Below are 17188 nucleotides of genomic sequence, written 5' to 3'. Positions count from 1 at the left end.
CCGTGTCCCCAACCATGGATCAGCCTCGTCGTGCCCAAGTGGCGCGCGAGCGCACCAAACCAAGCGGACGCCGTCGTGCCGAAGGCAGCGCCCCGTTCATTCCGGCGCCAGCATCTGAACCTTCACGTTCGACGGCGGTACCCACCACCCGCGCGGCCGCCCGAGCGGCCGAACGGAAACGAGCGGCTCAAACCAGCGAGACTGCAGCCATAGCGATGATCGCCACCGAGGCCACCGCGGAAGCACACACGGCCTCGCGTCCCAACCATGCTCCGGCGTCCTTCACCGGTTCGTCGTTCAACCAGGAACCGCATATCGTCCTCAAGAAGACTGCAACCGTCCGGACGATGAGCCACCGGATGGTAATGGTGACAGGAGCCCTGGGCATCCTGCTGGCGGCAGCTTCCGTCAGCCAGGCCCTCGAGCTGCCCTTCTTCGGGCACGAATCCCCGGCCCAAGACGTGTCCACGGCAAATACCGAAGCTTCCCCCCTGTCCGGCCCCCCCTCCGCAGCGGCCAGCATCTCCCCCACCGCAACCGCTTCACTTTCGGCAGCCACGCCAACCGCCAAAGCAGGTCAAACCGCGGAGCCGGCGCAACCCCCGCGAGGCACGCCCGCCGTCGCACCTTCCAGCGTTCCGGCACCGTCACTCTCGGTTCAGGTTCCTTCGGTCATCCCGTCAACCCTGCCCCCGATCCTTGCCCCCGCGCCAGCCGTTCCCGCCCCCGCTCAGCCGGCTCCTGCCCCCGGCCCGGTTCCACCGGTCACGGTCACACCGGCCCCAACCCCGACGCCGGAACCGAGCGACCCGTCCTCTCCGTCCCCCTCGCCGAGCGACCCGTCCTCTCCGACGCCGCCAGCTCACTCGAAGCCACCGGGAAAGCGCAGCGCCTCGACGGGTTCACCGCAGCCCGCTCAGTCAGGCCTGGATCTGGGCACAATTTTGGACCCGGCAAGCCAGGCCCTGCAGTGAGGATGGGACCGCACAAAACACCTTCTGTCCAGTGGCACGGACAGTGTTGCGCACGCCCTTGGATGCCAGCGGTTCAACGCCGCCCGGACCGTTGGCACTGCGGCCTCCGGTTGAGGTTGTCGAGGCACTGAGCCGGCGCAACCTCAGATCCGCGGTCGCACAGCCCACCGCCGGGCCTTCAACGCCGCGTGCAATTCAAGCCGAATCACACCGTTCAGAGGATCAGCACCAATGAGCTGCCGCACCCGGGCCAGCCGGTTGTAGATACTGCTTCGATGCAGATGCAGCGTCGCGGCCACCTCCTGCACCGAGCCGTCGCTGTCGTAGAGCAGTTCGAGCACGGGCAAGAGCTCCCCGTTGCGGTCGGCATCCTCGATCGCCTGGAAGTTGGACGAGCTCGAATCGTCCCAACCGCCGGGCGCCTGCAAGCGCTCGAATAGTTGGTAGATTCCTGCCGCGCGGCTGTCCACGAGCTCGCCGAGTCGAGGATCGACGGCGGCCGCCTGGGCCGCGAGCTTCGATTGGCGGTACGCCCGCCCTAGTTGGCGGATAACCGAGAACGGTTCGCTGATGCCCAAAATGACCCGGTCCACCCTCCGGCCGGCGCGCTTGGCGAGCTCCAGCTGATAATGGACCAGGACCTGGGCGTGTTCGGCCCTGCCAGCTGTTTCACGGAACAACAAGACCGCATGCGTCTCAGTGCCGGCACTGAAAAGCACGGAGTCGACGCCGATGGTGGCCTGCAGCGCGGCGGAACGGTGCGTCAAGGTGGCCGCGATGGGATCGGCGACGCCGCCGCTGTTCTCCGCGTCGAGCACGGTCACCAGTTGCCACGGACCCCTGCCTTGGATTTCCTTCCATCCGGCCACTGCTGCCACGGCGTTGGATTCGCCGTGGCATGCGGCCAGGAAGTCTTGCTCCCGCTGACGCCGGAACTCGGACTCCGCAGTGTTTGAATCGAGCAGCAGCCCCGAAAGGAGGTCCAACTCGTCCCGGACGCCCGGCAGCTGGGCGAGGATCGCCGTCGCCGTTTGCTCGTCAAGGTCCTGTTGGACCCAGAGGTATCCCACGCGGAAACCGCGGACCAGCAGCGGGACGCAGACCCGCCCCACCATGCCGAGTTCTTCGTTGGCAGGCACGACGACGGGACGCACCGCGGTGGCGATGCCGTGCGAGAGCTGCCATGCACTGACGTCCAGTGGGACCCTTTTGCTCAGCAGGAAATTCACGCGCACCCTGTCGGCGTGGGACTGGTTGGAACTGTAGGCGAGGAGGACGCCGTCGAGATCTTCCAGGGAGAGGCCGCGGCCCAACTTGAGCGCGACATCCTCGACGATCTTTTCCACGTCCTGTTGCATGGAGGAAAGACTACTTTGCTCGACGAACATCAGGCGACACCTGACGCTTCCAGCATCGACAAATGTCGAGTCTGCCAAGGCGAAAACCTTGAAATCATGCGGAAGTCCGCTAAGACGGCTATCACCTTTCGTGTCGCCTGCCTCACAGCGGATTTATTCTGGAAACACAGTCCCCCGCAGAAAAAGGCCGTTGAAGCCTTTCGAACATGGAGCCCAAAATGATTATCGGTGTCCCCAAAGAGATCAAGAACAACGAATTCCGCGTTGCCATCACCGCCGCGGGGGTTCATGAGTTCCGCACCCACGGACACACCGTGTTGGTCGAGCGGGGCGCAGGCGTGGGCTCCGGCATCACAGACGAGGAATACGCCGTTGCCGGCGCGGAAATCGTAGCCGAAGCCGACGACGTCTGGGCAGGCGCCGACATGGTCATGAAGGTCAAGGAACCCATCAAGGCCGAATACCACCGCTTCCGCAAGGACCTGATCCTCTTCACCTACCTGCACCTCGCGGCGGAACCTGAACTGACCCAGGAACTCATCAACTCCGGCGTCACGGCCATCGCCTACGAAACCGTCCAGGACGGCCGCACCCTTCCCCTCCTGGCACCGATGTCCGAGGTCGCCGGCCGCCTGTCGGTCGTCGTCGGCGCCTCCTCCCTCATGGCTCCGGCGGGTGGCAAGGGCGTCCTGCTGGGCGGCGTTCCGGGTGTCCGCCCCGCCAAAGTCGTTGTCCTCGGCGCCGGCGTCGCCGGAACCAACGCAGCCGCCATGGCCCTAGGCCTCGGCGCCGACGTCACCATCATGGACATCAACATCAACCGCCTGCGCGAACTGGACACCCTCTACCAAGGCCGCCTGAAGACTGTCGCCTCCAACGCGTACGAAATCGAAAAGTCAGTCATCGACGCGGACCTCGTGATCGGCTCCGTCCTGATCCCGGGCGCCAAAGCCCCCAAACTGGTCACCAACGAGCTGGTCTCCCGCATGAAGCCCGGCTCCGTGCTCGTGGACATCGCCGTAGACCAGGGCGGCTGCTTCGAGGACACCCACCCCACCACCCACCAGGAACCCACCTACAAGGTCCACAACACGATCTTCTACTGCGTCGCCAACATGCCCGGCGCCGTTCCGAACACCTCCACCTACGCACTGACCAACGTCACCCTGCGCTACGCCGTGGCCCTGGCCAACCTCGGCGTCAAGGCCGCGTTCGACCGCGACCCCGCCCTCGCAGCCGGCCTCAACATCGCCGCAGGCAAGGTCACACACCGCTCGGTATCCGAAGCACACGGCTTGCCCCTCGTGGCCGACTGGCACAACCTGGTCTCCGCCTAGCTTTTAACAAGCCGGGACTGTCCGATAAACGGTGTGTGGGTGCGGCTTCCTTGGGAAGCCGCACCCCGCCGTCGTGATTTAAGTGGTTACACCGTTACTACGGTTTGACCGGGTTGCCCGGGAGAACCACCGAGGGAACGGGCTGAGGCAATGGGAGCGTGGGCGTGGGGAATGCGGGCGTCGGAATCGTCACCGGTGAAGGCCGGCCCTTCGCTACGTCCTGCAGTCCTTTGTGGGGATCCCCCGTCCGGGAACCGGGTGCTGTGGTCCCGGGAGTCGAATGCGGCGTGGGATGCGTGCTGCTGCCGGGAGTGTCCGGGCTGCTCGGCGCCGGGGTGGGCGATGTGGGAACGCTGGTCTCGCGGCTTGGCGTGGGACCCTGTCCGGAAGGTGTCCCCTGCTGTCGTGGAGCGCTGCCGCCCGATCCGGGCGTGAGCTGCTTGACGACGGCCCCCACTGCCGCGCCCAGATGCTCAATGGTGCCTGGGATGCCGCCGTCGGACGCCGCAGCGGCAGTGGCCCCGGCCGCCAGGGACGCTGCAACGGCAACGGCGGCGAAGGTCATGCGGCCCTTCTGACGACGGCGGGCCGCCAGTTCGTCAACAGGTGCAGGTGCAGCCGCGCGAGGGACAGCCGCGACGCGTGCAGGCACCATCAGGGCTTGCACGGCGGCCGATGGCTGTGGCCGGGCGCCCGCGAGGGCGCGCAGTTCCAGCAGCTCCGGCCGGATCTCGTACGCTTCATCGAGTCCGGCTTCAGCAAGCAGGCGGTCGATGCCCTGTTCGCCGCAGGACGCGGATTTTTCGCTCATGGTGTGCCGTTCCTTAGTAGTGCACGTTCTCTGAGTGCACTCAATGCCCTGCGCTGCAACTGCTTCACGGCTCCTTGGGACTTGCCCATGATGTCCGCTGTTTCTTCTACCGAGAGGTCCGCGACGACCCTCAATGCCAGGACCTCGCGGTGGTCGGTGCTGAGGTCGGCCAGTAACTCGGTCACGCCCAGTCCGTCCCTATGTCCGAATGCCTGGTCCTCAGCCGAAGGCGCACTCCGCACGTCCAGATCGGGTTCATAGGGCGCGGAATCCGGAGTCCGCTCGCGCTTGCGGTAATGATCCACCATCCGGGCATGCGCGATGGAGAAAAGCAGGGACTTCGCCCCCTGGAGGCCTCCGCGGAGGGAATCCAGTTTGGGATAGAGGGCCAGGAACACGTCCTGCGTGACTGCTTCCGGATCGTCTACTCCGCGGGCGCGCAGGTATCCAAGAACCTGTCCGGAAAAGTTGTTGTAGGCAGCCGTGAAGAGCAGGGCTCGATCATCCTCGTCCGCCTGCAAATATTCTTCAGCCAAAGGGTCAAGCACCCGCGACCCCTCCATCCCACGCAGCACGGTCATCTTCCTTGGCCGGGGAAATGACCACTGCCGCCGTCTGTTGCATTGCGGGGCTCCTTGTCATTTCGGCAAGGAACCCCGCCGTTCAAGCGTAGCCGTGGTGTTACGGGCGGACAGAATCAGCCGGCACGTGCACGGGCGTGGTGGGAACCTGCGACGGCACGGCGGGAACGGCCGGTACAGCCGGTACAGCCGGGGTGGACGGCACTGCGGGAACGGCCGGCACGGCGGGGGTTGCCGGCAGCGCGGCGGTTCCATCGGCGTCGGCCTTGGCGGAAGCCGAACCGTCGGCCTTCAGCCCGGCAGCCTTGCCCTCGGCCACCACGGTTGCGCAGTGGGCCTTGACGTTGGTTTCGCCGCCGGCGGCCACAACCAGGGAGGAGTAGCCGGGAACCTTGGCGTCAGCCTTCAGGCCACCGTTGAGGAGGGCGGTGCAGAGGCCGAATGCTTCAGGGGCGGTGGCTTTGGCCGAGGTGGCTGCTGCGGTGGACGTGGACTTTGCATCGTCCGCGGCGTCAGTGGCCTTCGACCGGGCGTCGGCAGCGGCGTCAGTGGCCTTCGACGTGGCGGTCTTGGAGGCGTCTGCAGCGTTCGAGGCGATCGGCGCAGGAGCCCCGACTAGGTCGTGGGCGCTCTTCTGCAGATCGCCGGGAAGCGCTCCGTTGAAGGCTGCGACGCCGGTTCCGCCAACCGCTACAGCTCCGGCGGCAAGGACGCCGGCTGCGATTTTGCTGGTGGCAAGGACAGTGAACAAGGACATGAAACCTCCGACAAACGTTTTGGGACTGCTCCGGCGGCGGCTTTGTCGCTACCGGATGATCAGTGCGGACACGGTCCGCACTCCCTCTACATCGCTGGCGGTCGCGGCGAGGTTACGCCCGATCCAAGAAATTTTCACCCTCCTCTTCGCGCGAACTGGCAGCAGTTGACCTTTCCCACGCGGTTTGGGGGAATCTGCTGCCAGTTCGCGCGGGTCTAGGCGAGGGCTCTGGCCTGCTCGATCAGCTTGAGTACCTCAACTGGCCCGGCCGGATCCACCGGGAGCGGCAAAGCAGAGGTGGCGCCGCCGTCGACGATCTTCTCGGCCAAGATTCGGTAGAACTCCTGGTAGGCGCCGCGCTCCGTGGCAACGGTGGTCCGGACGCCGTCGATTTCCAGGGTGCCGTAGTGCTGTGGATCGTCGACGCCGTAGCCGTCGTCCGTCGGGAGTCCGCCCGCCACGATGAACGGCTCCTGCGGATCGATTCCGTACTTGACGAAGCCGCCCTTGCTGCCCAGGATGCGAAACCGTGGAGCGTGAAGCCGGCTGTTGACGTTCATCGCCACGTGGCTGATCAGGCCGGAAACGTGCTTCAGGACAAGGAAAACGTCGTCATCAGCCTTCTCTTGGGGCCGTCGCGCCAGGATTTCGGCATAAGTAACCTCGGCAGGGCCGAACATCTGCAGGGACAAGTCCAGCAAATGGGTGCCCAGGTCGAAAAGCAGGCCGCCGCCGTCGTCGACCGTGGCGCTTGCCTTCCACGCTTTGCTGATGGCAGGCGCCCACCGCTCCATGGAGGCTTCGCAACGCATGACCTCGCCCAGGGTTCCGGCGTCGAGGAGTTTCTTCACGGTCAGCGCGTCGCCGTCCCAGCGGCGGTTTTGGTAGACCGTGAGCACCCGGCCCAGTCGCCCGGCCAGTTCAACCAGCTCCTGCCCCTGTGCGCTGGTCACGGCGAATGGCTTGTCCACGACGACGTCGAGCCCGGCTTCCAGCGCGGCCTTCGCGAGCGGGTGGTGCGTTGCGGGCGGCGTACCAAGGACCACGAGATCCAGTTGCCCTGCAAGCGCCAGGACGTCGTCCGGGCTGTCCACGATCCTCGTGCCGGGATACCGCTCCTGCGCTTTGGCTTTGCGGCCCGCGTCCGAGGTGGCGATGACGTCAAGGGAATACGCGGGATGGGCGGCGATGAACGGAGCATGAAAGACGCTGCCCGAAAGGCCGTAGCCGACGACGGCGGTGCGGATGGCTGTGTGGGTCATGCCGCTACGCTACCGGGCCAAGGTAGCCGGGCGAAGGTCGTGTCAGCGTTACCGCAACAATCGGGTGACAAGCTCGCGCCAGGAGGCCGCCAAGCGTTCCGGCGTGATGCCGTGCTCCCGGAGGGAATGGAGCATGCGCTCGGGATCCAGGGTGGCGCCGAGTGAATGGGCCAGTAGCCACGGATCTCGGCTGAGGCCGGCTTCCCGTAACAGCATCTCGAGGTGCCGGTGCCACAAGACCACTGGCGGGGCGTCGTGCCGGTTTTGCGGGGAATGCTCTGCCGCGGCGCGGGCCAGCTCGCCGTACTCTTCGACGTATTTGATGCGGGCCTCGCCGAAGGCAATGAGCCGCTCAAGTGGAGGCGCTCCCGGGCCGAGGGGTGGCGGACCGAAGATGAATTGGTGCTGGAAGTCCGCCTCGGCGTCGCTCAGGAGGGTCATCATGAGTCCCGCCCTGCTGCCAAAGCGACGGAAGACCGTCCCCTTCCCGACGTCGGCACGGCAAGCGAGCATGTCCATGGTGACGGCGTCCACACCGTGCTCTGCCACCAGTTCCCTGGCAGCTTGGAGGAGCCGTTCGCGGTTGCGCGCGGCGTCGCTACGCTCCGGCGGTGCCCCCGAGGGCAACTCGGGCCGGATGGGGATGAGGCTCACAAGAAACATTCTAGCCGTGGGAATATTAACCGGACCGTAGTCCGTTTAGAACCTACGAAGGCAGAAAATGCCTCAGAAACCGAGCGCCTGCGGCACCGTCCGCGGCCAGACCCCAAGGAGTTCCTATGTCCAAGAACACCGTTCTCGCCCTTGTCGGCAGCCTCCGCGCCGATTCCCACAACCGCAAGCTCGCCGAAGCCATCCAGCTCAACGCCCCGGAAAACGTGGACGTCCAGATCCACGGTTCCCTCGGCAACATCCCGTTCTACAACGAAGACATCGACGTCGAAGGCCAGGTTCCCGCTGAAGCCGCGGCTTTGCGTGCAGCCGCATCCGAAGCTGACACCCTCCTGTTTGTCACGCCCGAACACAACGGCACCCTGACCGCTTCCCTCAAGAACGCCATCGACTGGCTGTCCCGCCCCTACGGCGCCGGCGCCCTCGCGGGCAAGCCGACCGCCGTCGTCGGAACCGCGTTTGGCCAGTTCGGTGGAGTCTGGGCACAAGACGAAGCCCGCAAGGCCGCAGGCATCGCCGGCGCCAAGGTCCTTGAAGACGTCAAGCTCGCCGTTCCGGGTTCCATGATCCGCTTCGCCGAACTGCACCCCAAGGACGACGCCGAAGTTGTTGAGCAGATCAAGGGCATCTTCGAGCCCCTGACCGCCGTCCAGGAAGACGAAGCAGCAGCCTAGTCCCCACCGTTCACGCGCCCCGGTTGCGCGCCAAGCGTGCCGGCCGCGCGCGAGGAATGCCCTTGTCCCGCCATTGAGGCGTGGGCAGGGGCATTTTTGGCGACACATGACGGCCTGGCCCCAGCGGGGCGGAAGATCAAAGGGGCGGGATTAGCCCGTCCGCAACCGTTCCGTGACTGAGCTGAGGCCGAACCGTCATGGGCGGAGCAGTCCCCACCTGGACGGCCAGCCGTAACGTTGATTTACAGGGCACCAAACGCGATCAGGGCAGGATCGGAGGCTGTCATGCGGGCCAGGCGCGGCGCGGAAAGCACGACGACGGCGATCGCCGCCCTGTGCCTATCCCTCGCGCTCTGCCTGGCTGGCTGCGCTTCCCCGGCCGCTTCGCCCACCGCACGGCCGGCTTCGCCGGACTCCGCCCAAGCGACGCTGGAGCCGGTAGCCGGGCCCGTTCCGATGCCCCGCCCTGCACCTCCCCCGTATTTCAACCCGCCACCCGCACCATTGCCGCCAACCACGGCAAACCCGCAGGCACCTGCAGCCCTCCCGACCACCGGCGCATCGACCGGGACCACCGTGTATTTCGTGGCAATCGGCGACGGCGGCAGCCGCGGTGTACGGTTCGGCTGCGACGATAGCCTCGTGCCTGTTCACATCACTGCACTTCCGGGCAGCGACCCGCTGGCCGTGGCGATGGGGCAGCTGCTTGCACCCGCCGACACCGCGGCCCGGGCAGGCTGGTACAACGCGCTCGCGGGCTCCGGACTGCGCTACGTTTCGGGCTACCTCGACGGCACTACCGCCGTCGTGAACTTGAGCGGGTCACTTCGCCCCGGAGGCTTGTGCGACCAAACGCGGATCGAAACGCAGCTGGCGCAGACCGCAGTGGCTGCTTCGGGAGCATCCCAGGCCGCGATCTACATTGACGGGAACACCCTGGCGGACGCCTTGAGTTTGCGCCTAGGTGGCCACTCACCCGAATAACGCATCCATCTCGGCATAGCTCCGGGTACCGGCCAAACCGGACCAGTTTCCGTCGCCAAGAACTTCCAACGCCAACTTGGAGACCGTCGCGTACGCGGCCCTCGCAGTGCTGCCGCCGATGCTGATGCGCCGCACGCCGGCGTCATGCAATTCACCCGGCGAGGGCGAGCCCAAGCCTGCCAGCGCATTGAGTGGCGCGGGGATCCGGCGGGAAAGTTCGTGGAGAATATGGAGATCCACCAATCCCGGCACGAATATTCCGTCCGCTCCGGCCTGCTGGTAGGCATCGGCACGTCGCAGCGTTTCTTCATAGGCGGTGTCCGGAAACTTTCCGGACCAATAAGTGTCCGTACGCGCATTGATGAAAAGCCCGACGCCGGCGTCGTCGGCAACCTGCCTGATCAGGGCAATGCGGCTGGACTGTTCGGCGATATCGCTCAGCGGCTGTTCCGCCGAGTCTTCGATATTGATTCCGACGGCGCCCGCATCCAGCACTGCCCGGACCGTGGCTTGGAGCTCTTCGTCAGTACGCCCATAGCCCGTCTCGATGTCTGCAGTCACGGGCAAGCGAGTGGCAGCAGCTATCCGCGACAGCGCCTCCATGGCGAGTTGCCGTGGAAGGTGGTCGCCGTCCTGGAACCCCAGGCTCCAGGAGACGGCCGAGCTGGAGGTGGCCACCGCCGTCGCGCCTGCTTCCTCCACCATCCGAGCCGATGCAACATCCCATGCATTCACCAACACCAAGGGCGCTTGCGGCGCAGCATGGAGCTCGTGGAAGAGGCGTACCTTGGATTCGAGTTCAGGATGCGTCGTCATGGCTCTATTCCAGCCTTCCGCGGTCCCAAGGTAAAGCGCAGCGCGCGGGAACTTAAACCTTCTAATGAAACATTCGTTGCTCAACTGACAACTTCGGGGAGTATCCTGTCAATGTGACCCACGAAACATTGGATGCCGGGCCGGAGTTGCCCGCTGAAGCAATCGACGCAATCGAGCGGGCAGCAACCGCCGCCCACCGCCACGAGGGACTCTTCTCGGAGCGCGCCGCCCACATCAAGCAGTCAGCCGTACGTGATGTCTTCGACATCTCAATGCGTCCGGGACTCGTGTCCCTCGCCGGCGGAAACCCCTACCTGCAATCCCTGCCCCTTGAGAAACTCGGCCAGACCGCCGCTCGCATCATCACCGAAGAAGGCATGACGGCGCTGCAGTACGGAGGCGGGCAAGGCACCGAGGAACTGCGTACCCAAATCTGCGAGATCATGGCCGCGGAAGGCATTACGGACGCCCGTCCGGAGAACGTCGTGATCACCGCAGGCTCCCAATCCGCCCAGGATGTGGCCACCAAGGTCTTTTGCAATCCGGGCGACGTCGTCCTCGTGGAAAACCCCACCTATGTGGGCGCGCTCAACACCTTCGAGGCCTACCAGGTGCAGGTCGAGACCGTGGACATGGACGACAACGGACTAGTCCCGGAGCTGCTGGAAGCCAAGATCGCGGAGCTTCAGGCCGAGGGCAAGAACATCAAGTTCCTCTACACGATCCCGAACTTCAACAACCCGTCCGGCATAACGCTCTCCCCAGCCAGGCGTCAACACATCGTCGATATATGCAGCAATGCGAATATCTTGGTACTCGAGGACAACCCGTACGGGCTCTTGCGTTTCGACGGCAAGCCGCTGGCACCAATGCGGGCCGCCAACGCGCATGACGTCATCTACATGGGATCATTCTCCAAGATCTTCGCCCCGGGTCTACGGATCGGATGGGCCCTCGTTCCCGAACACCTGCAGCGCCGTTTCTACCTTGCATCGGAAGCCGTAACCCTCTGCCCTCCCACGCTGAATCAGATGATCATCTCGGCATATCTCCGGGACTACGACTGGCGTGCGCAGATTGACACCTACCGGGCCTTGTACGAGGAACGCTGCAACGCCCTGCTGGTGGCCCTCGCAGAACACATGCCACCCGGCCTCAGCTGGACCAAGCCCGAGGGCGGCTTCTTCGTCTGGGTCACCTTGCCAGATGGCGTGGACACCTACCCGCTACTCAAGAAGGCGATCGAGGCCGGGGTCGTGTTCATCCCCGGCGCGGCGTTCACGCACTCTGACGAGCCATCCAACAAACTGAGACTGGCCTTCAGCGCAGTGCCACCGGAATCCATCGCCGAAGGCGTCCGCCGGCTGGCGCCGGTTTTGCAAGAAGCCATCGATGTCATCAGCAAAGGAGCACAGATATGACCGGAATAGTCATCGTCGGAGTCGACGGCAGCGAAACAGCAAGACGGGCCGCCGATTCAGCAAAGAATTTGGCGACAGCATTGGGTGCGGAATTGCGCGTGATCACCGCGTTTGAAGGTGACCACGTGGAGGTTGTCGAAAGCGGAGGGGACAAATGGATTCTCTCCGACGCCGACGCCGCCGAAAAGGTAGCCCGCACCTTGGCCGCGGAACTCGCCTCCGACCAGCTGACCACAAGCTATGGAGCCGTCTTCGGCAAGGCCGGAGACGCACTGGTCAAAGAAGCCGAACGCGTGGGAGCCCAAGTGATCGTCGTCGGCAACCGCCGGATGCACGGACTGGGACGCGTCCTGGGCAGCGTTGCCAACACGGTCGCCCATAAGGCGCCGTGCGACGTCTACATCGCTAAGACAGACGAACCATAAGCCCGCACTTGACGGGGATCACGTGTTGTGGTGGGCGGTCTCACCCCGATTTTAACCGTGCGGCTAGGACGCTGCCGGTAGAATTGAGGTGGCCCCCAAGGGCGTGAGCCGCCCACCACAACAACCCGTAGGGGATCCCTTTGCTTACTCTGCAGCCACGCCAGCGCGTCGGACATGACATCTTGCTTGCCCGCCACGGCAACCACATCAGCTCCATGCGCTTCGACCGGGCCAATGACCGCATCGTGGCATTGCTCGACGATGGCTCAGTGGACAGCGCCCCGAACATGATTACCCCACTGCTCCAGATGCCGGAGACTTTCCGAAGCGTCATGCGTTCCGACTGGAAATTGTTGCTTGCGGTCAGTTCCGCCATGTTGGCCGTTGGAACCCTGGCCATGCTGCTGTCGTTTGGAATGATCGGCGGCATGGGCGCTCAGCAACTGCGCGATCTTGCGCTCAGCTACACGGCCTACTAGACCAGCCAACTCCGCAGTTCCCACCAGAGTCCTGCGATGACCCCACCGCCGAACAACGAGCCTGCGATGACCTGGCCGAGCGTGTGGTCCCGCAGCATTACCCGCGACCAACCGACCGCCGGGACCAGAAGCAGCAACGGCAGCCACGCCGGTCCAAAAATGAGAGCCGCAATGACCGCGGCCGCGGAGATCGCCGACGCATGACCGCTGATCTTCCACACAATGCTGACCGCAGCCAACACCGCGATGCCGCCGATCAACGCAAGGATCATCACTGAAACGCTCGTCGGAGCGTGGATGGCGTTCAGGACCAACAGCCCCAAAACCACGGAGACGAGTGCCAGCATCAGCAGAGGTGCCCGCTCCCTGCGGTCGCTGACGTGATGGTCGCTCAGTCTGCCGAGCCTCACCATGGCCAGGACATAGGCCAGCGGCAGTACGCAGACAAAGAACGCCCCGAGGGCCCCGAACCACATCGTCCCCGGGAAGCCCGGTTCCACCGCAGGGCTGACAAGCAGCAAGATGGACACCACCACGGGCGGTTGGAAGACTTCCGTCAGGATCCGGGCAACACGGTGCGGCACCGCGGAGGCGGGCCTGACTGCAGGCTTGGCTACCGGGTGGGTCACCGGCTGGGCCGCCGCACCGCCGTCGCCGTGCCGCTGTCCCCGCACGCCGCCCTGCTCAGTCAAGCAACAGCGCCGGTTCTTCGAGAATGGATGCTACGTCCGCCATGAAGCGGGCGGAGAGGTCCCCGTCCACCACACGGTGGTCGAACGAGCCACCAAGCGTGGTAATCCACCGCGGGATGACTTCGCCGTCGAGCACCCACGGCTTTTGCTTGATGGTGCCGAACGCGACGATCGCGACCTCACCCGGATTGATGATGGGCGTTCCCGTGTCGATACCGAGCGCCCCGACATTGGTGATGGTCAGCGAACCACCCTGCATTGCCGAAGGCTGCGTCCTGCCCGCCCGCGCCGTGCTGGCCAGTTCGTTGAGCGCGAGGGCCAGTTCCTTGAGGGAAAGGTCCTGCGCATCCTTGATGTTGGGCACCATGAGTCCGCGCGGCGTGGCCGCGGCAATTCCCAGGTTCATGAAGTGCTTGACGTGGATCTCCGCACCGCCCTTGCCGTCGGCGTTCTCCACCCACGTCGCGTTGACGCTCGGGTTGCGGGCCGCCGCCCAGATGACGGCTTTGGAGAGGATCAGCAACGGCGACACCTTGATGCCCTCGAAGTCCCTGGAGGCCTTGAGCCGCTTCACGAATTCCATGGTGCGGCTGGCATCGACGTCGACGAAGATACTCACATGCGGCGCCGTGAAGGCCGATTCCACCATGGCCTTGGCAGTGGCCTTGCGGACGCCCTTGACGGGGATCCGTTCCACGCGCTGGTCCTGCGGTTTCTTGGACGCACCCCAGAACCTGTCTGCTTGGTCCACCTCGGCATCGCGCTGCGCCTGGTAACTGACCAGATCGTCACGCGTCACTTCGCCGCGGGCTCCCGTAGGAACGACGTCGGCGAGGTCAATGCCAAGATCTCGGGCAATCTTGCGCACAGGAGGCTTGGCCAACACCCGGTAGACGAGGCCGCTGACCGTTGCACCAAGTCCGGTGGTGAAGCCCGGCGCCTGGCTTGCCGCTCCCTGGTCTGCCGCTCCCTGGTTTGCGGTGGGGGGCTGTTGTTCGGCGATGGTGCGCAGCGGAAGGGCCGGAACGGTGGGTTCGACCACGGGCTCAACGACGGCGGGCGCCGTCGTTGAGGCGCGAGCCTGCGCTGGCAGGACGGATGCGGCTGGCTCACCGACACCTTCCGGGCGCTTACGCGGGCGGCGCTTGACGGCGTCGGCCTTGGGACCGGAACCGACCAGCGGGCTGGCGGCAGGCCCAGCGTCGGACGGTACGGCGTCGTCGGGTAAGTTGCCGTACATCAAGGTCTCGGCGAGCGGTTCTGCGGCTGGTTGCGTAGTTTGTTGCGTAACGGCGGGTGCGGCCGTGGGCGCTGCGGGCGTTAGGTTGGGCTCTGGCTCTCCCGCGGCAAGGTCCGAAATGCCGATAATCGCGGTTCCCACTTCGACCGTGATGCCTTCGGCGACGAGCAATTCAGCCACCGTCCCGGCATACGGGGACGGTAATTCCACAAGGGACTTGGCGGTCTCGATTTCACAAATGACGTCGTTGATCGCCACAGTGTCGCCGGGCTTGACCTTCCAGGAGACAATTTCCGCTTCAGTCAGGCCTTCGCCGACGTCCGGCAGGTTGAATTTCTTAACAGTCACTTAGGTCCTCGATCTCGGCTGACCCGTCCGCAGGGCGGCGGGTGCAATCAGGGGCGGCTAGTACGCCAGGGAACGGTCCAAGGCTTCGAGGATCTTGTCGATGTCCGGCAAGTAGTCCTCTTCCACCTTCGCCACGGGATACGGCATGTGGAAACCGCCCACGCGGATCACCGGAGCCTCAAGATGCAGGAATGCACGCTCGCTGATCCGCGCAGCGATCTCGCCGCCGATCCCACCGAACGTCGGCGCCTCGTGCGCAACGATCAAGCGGCCGGTCTTCTTGACGGATGCCGTGACTGTGTCGAAGTCGATGGGGGAAATCGAGCGAAGATCGATCACCTCTACGCTATGTCCATCCTCTTGCGCCGCGGCTGCGGCAGCCAGTGCGACCGGAACCAGCGGACCGTAAGCCACGATCGTGGCGTCGGAACCTTCGCGAAGGATGTGCGCCTGGAACGGGTCCGACGCCGGTCCGGGATTTTCGGTGTCTACCTCGCCCTTGAGCCAGTATCGGCGCTTGGGTTCAAAGAAGATGACCGGGTCCGTGCAGTCAACGGCTTGCTGGATCATCCAGTAGGCGTCGTGCGCATTGGAGGGCGTGATGATGCGCAGGCCCGCAGTGTGGGCGAACAGGGCTTCCGGTGATTCCGAATGATGTTCTATCGAGCCGATACCGCCGCCATAGGGAATCCGGATGACCACAGGAACAGTCAGCTTGCCCGCGCTGCGCGAATGCATCTTGGCCAGCTGCGTGGTGATCTGGTTGAATCCGGGGAAGACAAAGCCGTCGAACTGGATTTCGCAAATGGGCCGGTAGCCGCGGAGCGCCAACCCTATCGCGGTGCCGACGATGCCGGACTCCGCCAGAGGGGTATCCACGACCCGGTCTGCCCCGAACTCCTTGATGAGGCCATCAGTCACACGGTAGACGCCGCCCAGCGGTCCGATGTCTTCTCCCATGAGCAGGGATTTCGGGTTGTTGGTGAGGGAAGCACGCAGGCCCTCGTTGATGGCCTTGGCGATGGTCATGGTGGTCATCGGTTGCCGGCCTCCTCTTCGTCGTCGGCTTCGAATCCGGCGGAGTATTCTTCGAACCAAGCAAGTTCCTCAGCCACCAGCGGGTGCGGCTCGGCGTAGACACCGGCAAACGACTCGCGGATGTTCGGGCCCGTAAGGCTTTGGGTGGTGCTACGGACGTGGGCTGCGAGTTTGTCCCCGTCAACCCTGACTTCCTCGAAGAAAGCGTCGTCGGCCAAGCCTTCGCTTCGGAGGTATTTTTCCAAGCGATCCAACGGATCCTTGCCCCGCCAGGCGACCTCTTCCGCCGAGTCGCGGTACTTGGTGGGATCGTCCGCCGTGGTGTGGGCACCGACGCGGTAGGTGTATGCCTCAATGAGCACAGGCCCGCGACCCTCCCGTGCGTGTTCGAGCGCCCATTCAGTGACTGCGTGGACCGCGATGACGTCGTTTCCATCCACCCGGATTCCCGGGAAGCCGTATCCCTTGGCCCGGTTGAACAGGGGAACCTTGGTCTGGACCTCGGTAGGGACTGAGATGGCCCAGTGATTGTTCTGGCAGAAGAACACCACGGGAGCGTTGTAAGACGCTGCGAAGACCATGGATTCGTGGACATCTCCTTCGGAGCTGGCGCCGTCGCCGAAATAGGCAACAACAGCAGCCTTCGGTTCGTTGGAACCGCCGGCTTCCGCGAGCTTCTGATCCCGCTGAATGCCCATCGCGTAGCCAACGGAATGGAGCGTCTGGGCCGCCAGGACCAGCGTGTAGAGATGGAAGTTATTCTCGGTGGGGTCCCAGCCGCCATTCGAAATTCCGCGGAACAGCTTCAAGAGTTCGGCCAGATCCACATCCCGGGTCAACGCAACGCCGTGCTCCCGGTACGTGGGAAAGATGTAGTCCTGCCGCTGGGTGGCACGTCCGGAACCGATCTGGGCGGCCTCTTGTCCGGTCAGGGGAACCCAAAGAGCAAGCTCGCCCTGGCGCTGGAGGGCCGTGGCCTCCTGATCGAAACGGCGTACTTTGGCCATGTCGGCGTAGAAACCCCGCAGCTGCCCAGGTTCAAGGCGCTTGGCGTAGTCCGAGAAGACAGGATCGGTTCCTAACTTGCCGTCCGGCCCCAGCAGCTGGATCATCTCGGCTGCGGGATCGCTCAAGACGCACCCCGAGGGAACCTGCTGATCCACCGCCGCGCCGTTGGTCCCGGGCGTGGGCAATTGAGTTGCGCCCATTCCGTCTCCTTGCCTGCTGCAGCCCGACGCTGAGCAATATTCGCTGATATATGCCGATTCGGGAATGCATTCCCGAATCGGCATATCTTGGCTTTCGTCCCTTACTTTATC

The 17188-nt window shown here is 64.5% G+C and carries 19 protein-coding genes; 7 read left to right on the top strand and 12 right to left on the bottom strand.

Annotation, left to right across the window (positions count from 1 at the left end):
* The first annotated feature begins 2 nt into the window (after positions 1-2).
* Positions 3-974, top strand: coding sequence for a hypothetical protein (locus tag ABD884_RS24295; protein ID WP_345053619.1), 972 nt, complete (start codon positions 3-5; stop codon positions 972-974).
* Between the two features lie 143 nt (positions 975-1117).
* Here ABD884_RS24295 and ABD884_RS24290 read toward each other — a convergent pair whose 3' ends face one another.
* The gene (locus ABD884_RS24290; RefSeq protein WP_345055282.1) at positions 1118-2332 is read right to left on the bottom strand and encodes a PucR family transcriptional regulator; all 1215 of its coding nucleotides are present in this window, start codon (positions 2330-2332) and stop codon (positions 1118-1120) included.
* Between the two features lie 218 nt (positions 2333-2550).
* Between ABD884_RS24290 and ald the strand changes: the two genes are divergently transcribed.
* Positions 2551-3669, top strand: a complete 1119-nt coding sequence (ald, locus tag ABD884_RS24285) for an alanine dehydrogenase (RefSeq protein WP_345053613.1) — start codon at positions 2551-2553, stop codon at positions 3667-3669.
* Positions 3670-3766: 97 nt separating this feature from the next.
* On the opposite strand, the gene ABD884_RS24280 is transcribed toward ald, so the two are convergent.
* The 5 genes from ABD884_RS24280 to ABD884_RS24260 form a co-directional block, all read right to left on the bottom strand.
* Entirely contained in the window at positions 3767-4480 is a 714-nt protein-coding gene (locus ABD884_RS24280; RefSeq protein WP_345053605.1) for a hypothetical protein, read from the bottom strand.
* Positions 4477-5028 carry an RNA polymerase sigma factor gene (locus ABD884_RS24275; protein ID WP_345055277.1) on the bottom strand — a complete coding sequence of 184 codons (552 nt, stop codon included), beginning with the start codon at positions 5026-5028 and terminating at the stop codon, positions 4477-4479. The genes ABD884_RS24280 and ABD884_RS24275 overlap by 4 nt, the downstream gene beginning before the upstream one ends.
* Positions 5029-5161: 133 nt before the next feature.
* Positions 5162-5818, bottom strand: a complete 657-nt coding sequence (locus tag ABD884_RS24270; protein WP_345053597.1) for a hypothetical protein — start codon at positions 5816-5818, stop codon at positions 5162-5164.
* 215 nt (positions 5819-6033) lie between these two features.
* Entirely contained in the window at positions 6034-7080 is a 1047-nt protein-coding gene (locus ABD884_RS24265; protein ID WP_345053591.1) for a Gfo/Idh/MocA family protein, read from the bottom strand.
* 48 nt (positions 7081-7128) lie between these two features.
* A complete protein-coding gene (locus ABD884_RS24260) occupies positions 7129-7734 on the bottom strand; it encodes a TetR/AcrR family transcriptional regulator (protein ID WP_345053587.1) in 606 nt (201 codons plus the stop codon).
* A 125-nt stretch (positions 7735-7859) separates the two neighbouring features.
* On the opposite strand from ABD884_RS24260, the gene ABD884_RS24255 reads away from it, so the two are divergent.
* Entirely contained in the window at positions 7860-8426 is a 567-nt protein-coding gene (locus tag ABD884_RS24255; RefSeq protein ID WP_345053574.1) for an NAD(P)H-dependent oxidoreductase, read from the top strand.
* Positions 8427-8668: 242 nt separating this feature from the next.
* Here ABD884_RS24255 and ABD884_RS24250 read toward each other — a convergent pair whose 3' ends face one another.
* Positions 8669-9001, bottom strand: a complete 333-nt coding sequence (locus tag ABD884_RS24250) for a hypothetical protein (RefSeq protein WP_345053568.1) — start codon at positions 8999-9001, stop codon at positions 8669-8671.
* 10 nt (positions 9002-9011) lie between these two features.
* On the opposite strand from ABD884_RS24250, the gene ABD884_RS24245 reads away from it, so the two are divergent.
* Positions 9012-9410 carry a GerMN domain-containing protein gene (locus ABD884_RS24245; RefSeq protein WP_345053563.1) on the top strand — a complete coding sequence of 133 codons (399 nt, stop codon included), beginning with the start codon at positions 9012-9014 and terminating at the stop codon, positions 9408-9410.
* On the opposite strand, the gene ABD884_RS24240 is transcribed toward ABD884_RS24245, so the two are convergent.
* Positions 9399-10226: an isocitrate lyase/PEP mutase family protein gene (locus tag ABD884_RS24240; protein ID WP_345053557.1), complete on the bottom strand. Its 828-nt coding sequence runs from the start codon at positions 10224-10226 to the stop codon at positions 9399-9401. The genes ABD884_RS24245 and ABD884_RS24240 overlap by 12 nt on opposite strands.
* Positions 10227-10339: 113 nt before the next feature.
* On the opposite strand from ABD884_RS24240, the gene ABD884_RS24235 reads away from it, so the two are divergent.
* The 3 genes from ABD884_RS24235 to ABD884_RS24225 all read left to right on the top strand — a co-directional run bounded on the left by ABD884_RS24235 (position 10340) and on the right by ABD884_RS24225 (position 12551).
* Complete coding sequence (locus tag ABD884_RS24235) at positions 10340-11647, top strand: aminotransferase-like domain-containing protein (protein ID WP_345053552.1); 1308 nt, start codon at positions 10340-10342, stop codon at positions 11645-11647.
* A complete protein-coding gene (locus ABD884_RS24230; RefSeq protein WP_345053538.1) occupies positions 11644-12072 on the top strand; it encodes a universal stress protein in 429 nt (142 codons plus the stop codon). The genes ABD884_RS24235 and ABD884_RS24230 overlap by 4 nt, the downstream gene beginning before the upstream one ends.
* 140 nt (positions 12073-12212) lie before the next feature.
* The gene (locus ABD884_RS24225) at positions 12213-12551 is read left to right on the top strand and encodes a hypothetical protein (protein WP_028267736.1); all 339 of its coding nucleotides are present in this window, start codon (positions 12213-12215) and stop codon (positions 12549-12551) included.
* Here the strand turns inward: ABD884_RS24225 and ABD884_RS24220 are convergent.
* The 4 genes from ABD884_RS24220 to pdhA form a co-directional block, all read right to left on the bottom strand.
* Positions 12548-13135, bottom strand: a complete 588-nt coding sequence (locus tag ABD884_RS24220; RefSeq protein ID WP_345055273.1) for a phosphatase PAP2 family protein — start codon at positions 13133-13135, stop codon at positions 12548-12550. The two genes, ABD884_RS24225 and ABD884_RS24220, sit on opposite strands and share 4 nt — an antisense overlap.
* A gap of 100 nt (positions 13136-13235) precedes the next feature.
* The gene (locus tag ABD884_RS24215) at positions 13236-14831 is read right to left on the bottom strand and encodes a dihydrolipoamide acetyltransferase family protein (RefSeq protein ID WP_345053529.1); all 1596 of its coding nucleotides are present in this window, start codon (positions 14829-14831) and stop codon (positions 13236-13238) included.
* A 57-nt stretch (positions 14832-14888) separates the two neighbouring features.
* Positions 14889-15869: an alpha-ketoacid dehydrogenase subunit beta gene (locus tag ABD884_RS24210; RefSeq protein ID WP_345053525.1), complete on the bottom strand. Its 981-nt coding sequence runs from the start codon at positions 15867-15869 to the stop codon at positions 14889-14891.
* Positions 15866-17077 carry a pyruvate dehydrogenase (acetyl-transferring) E1 component subunit alpha gene (gene pdhA / locus ABD884_RS24205; RefSeq protein WP_345053520.1) on the bottom strand — a complete coding sequence of 404 codons (1212 nt, stop codon included), beginning with the start codon at positions 17075-17077 and terminating at the stop codon, positions 15866-15868. The genes ABD884_RS24210 and pdhA overlap by 4 nt, the downstream gene beginning before the upstream one ends.
* Between the last annotated feature and the right edge of the window lie 111 nt (positions 17078-17188).

The sequence above is a fragment of the Arthrobacter methylotrophus genome, assembly GCF_039539965.1.
Taxonomy (GTDB): Bacteria; Actinomycetota; Actinomycetes; order Actinomycetales; family Micrococcaceae; genus Arthrobacter; species Arthrobacter methylotrophus.
This window is presented reverse-complemented; position numbering and strand designations above follow the sequence as displayed.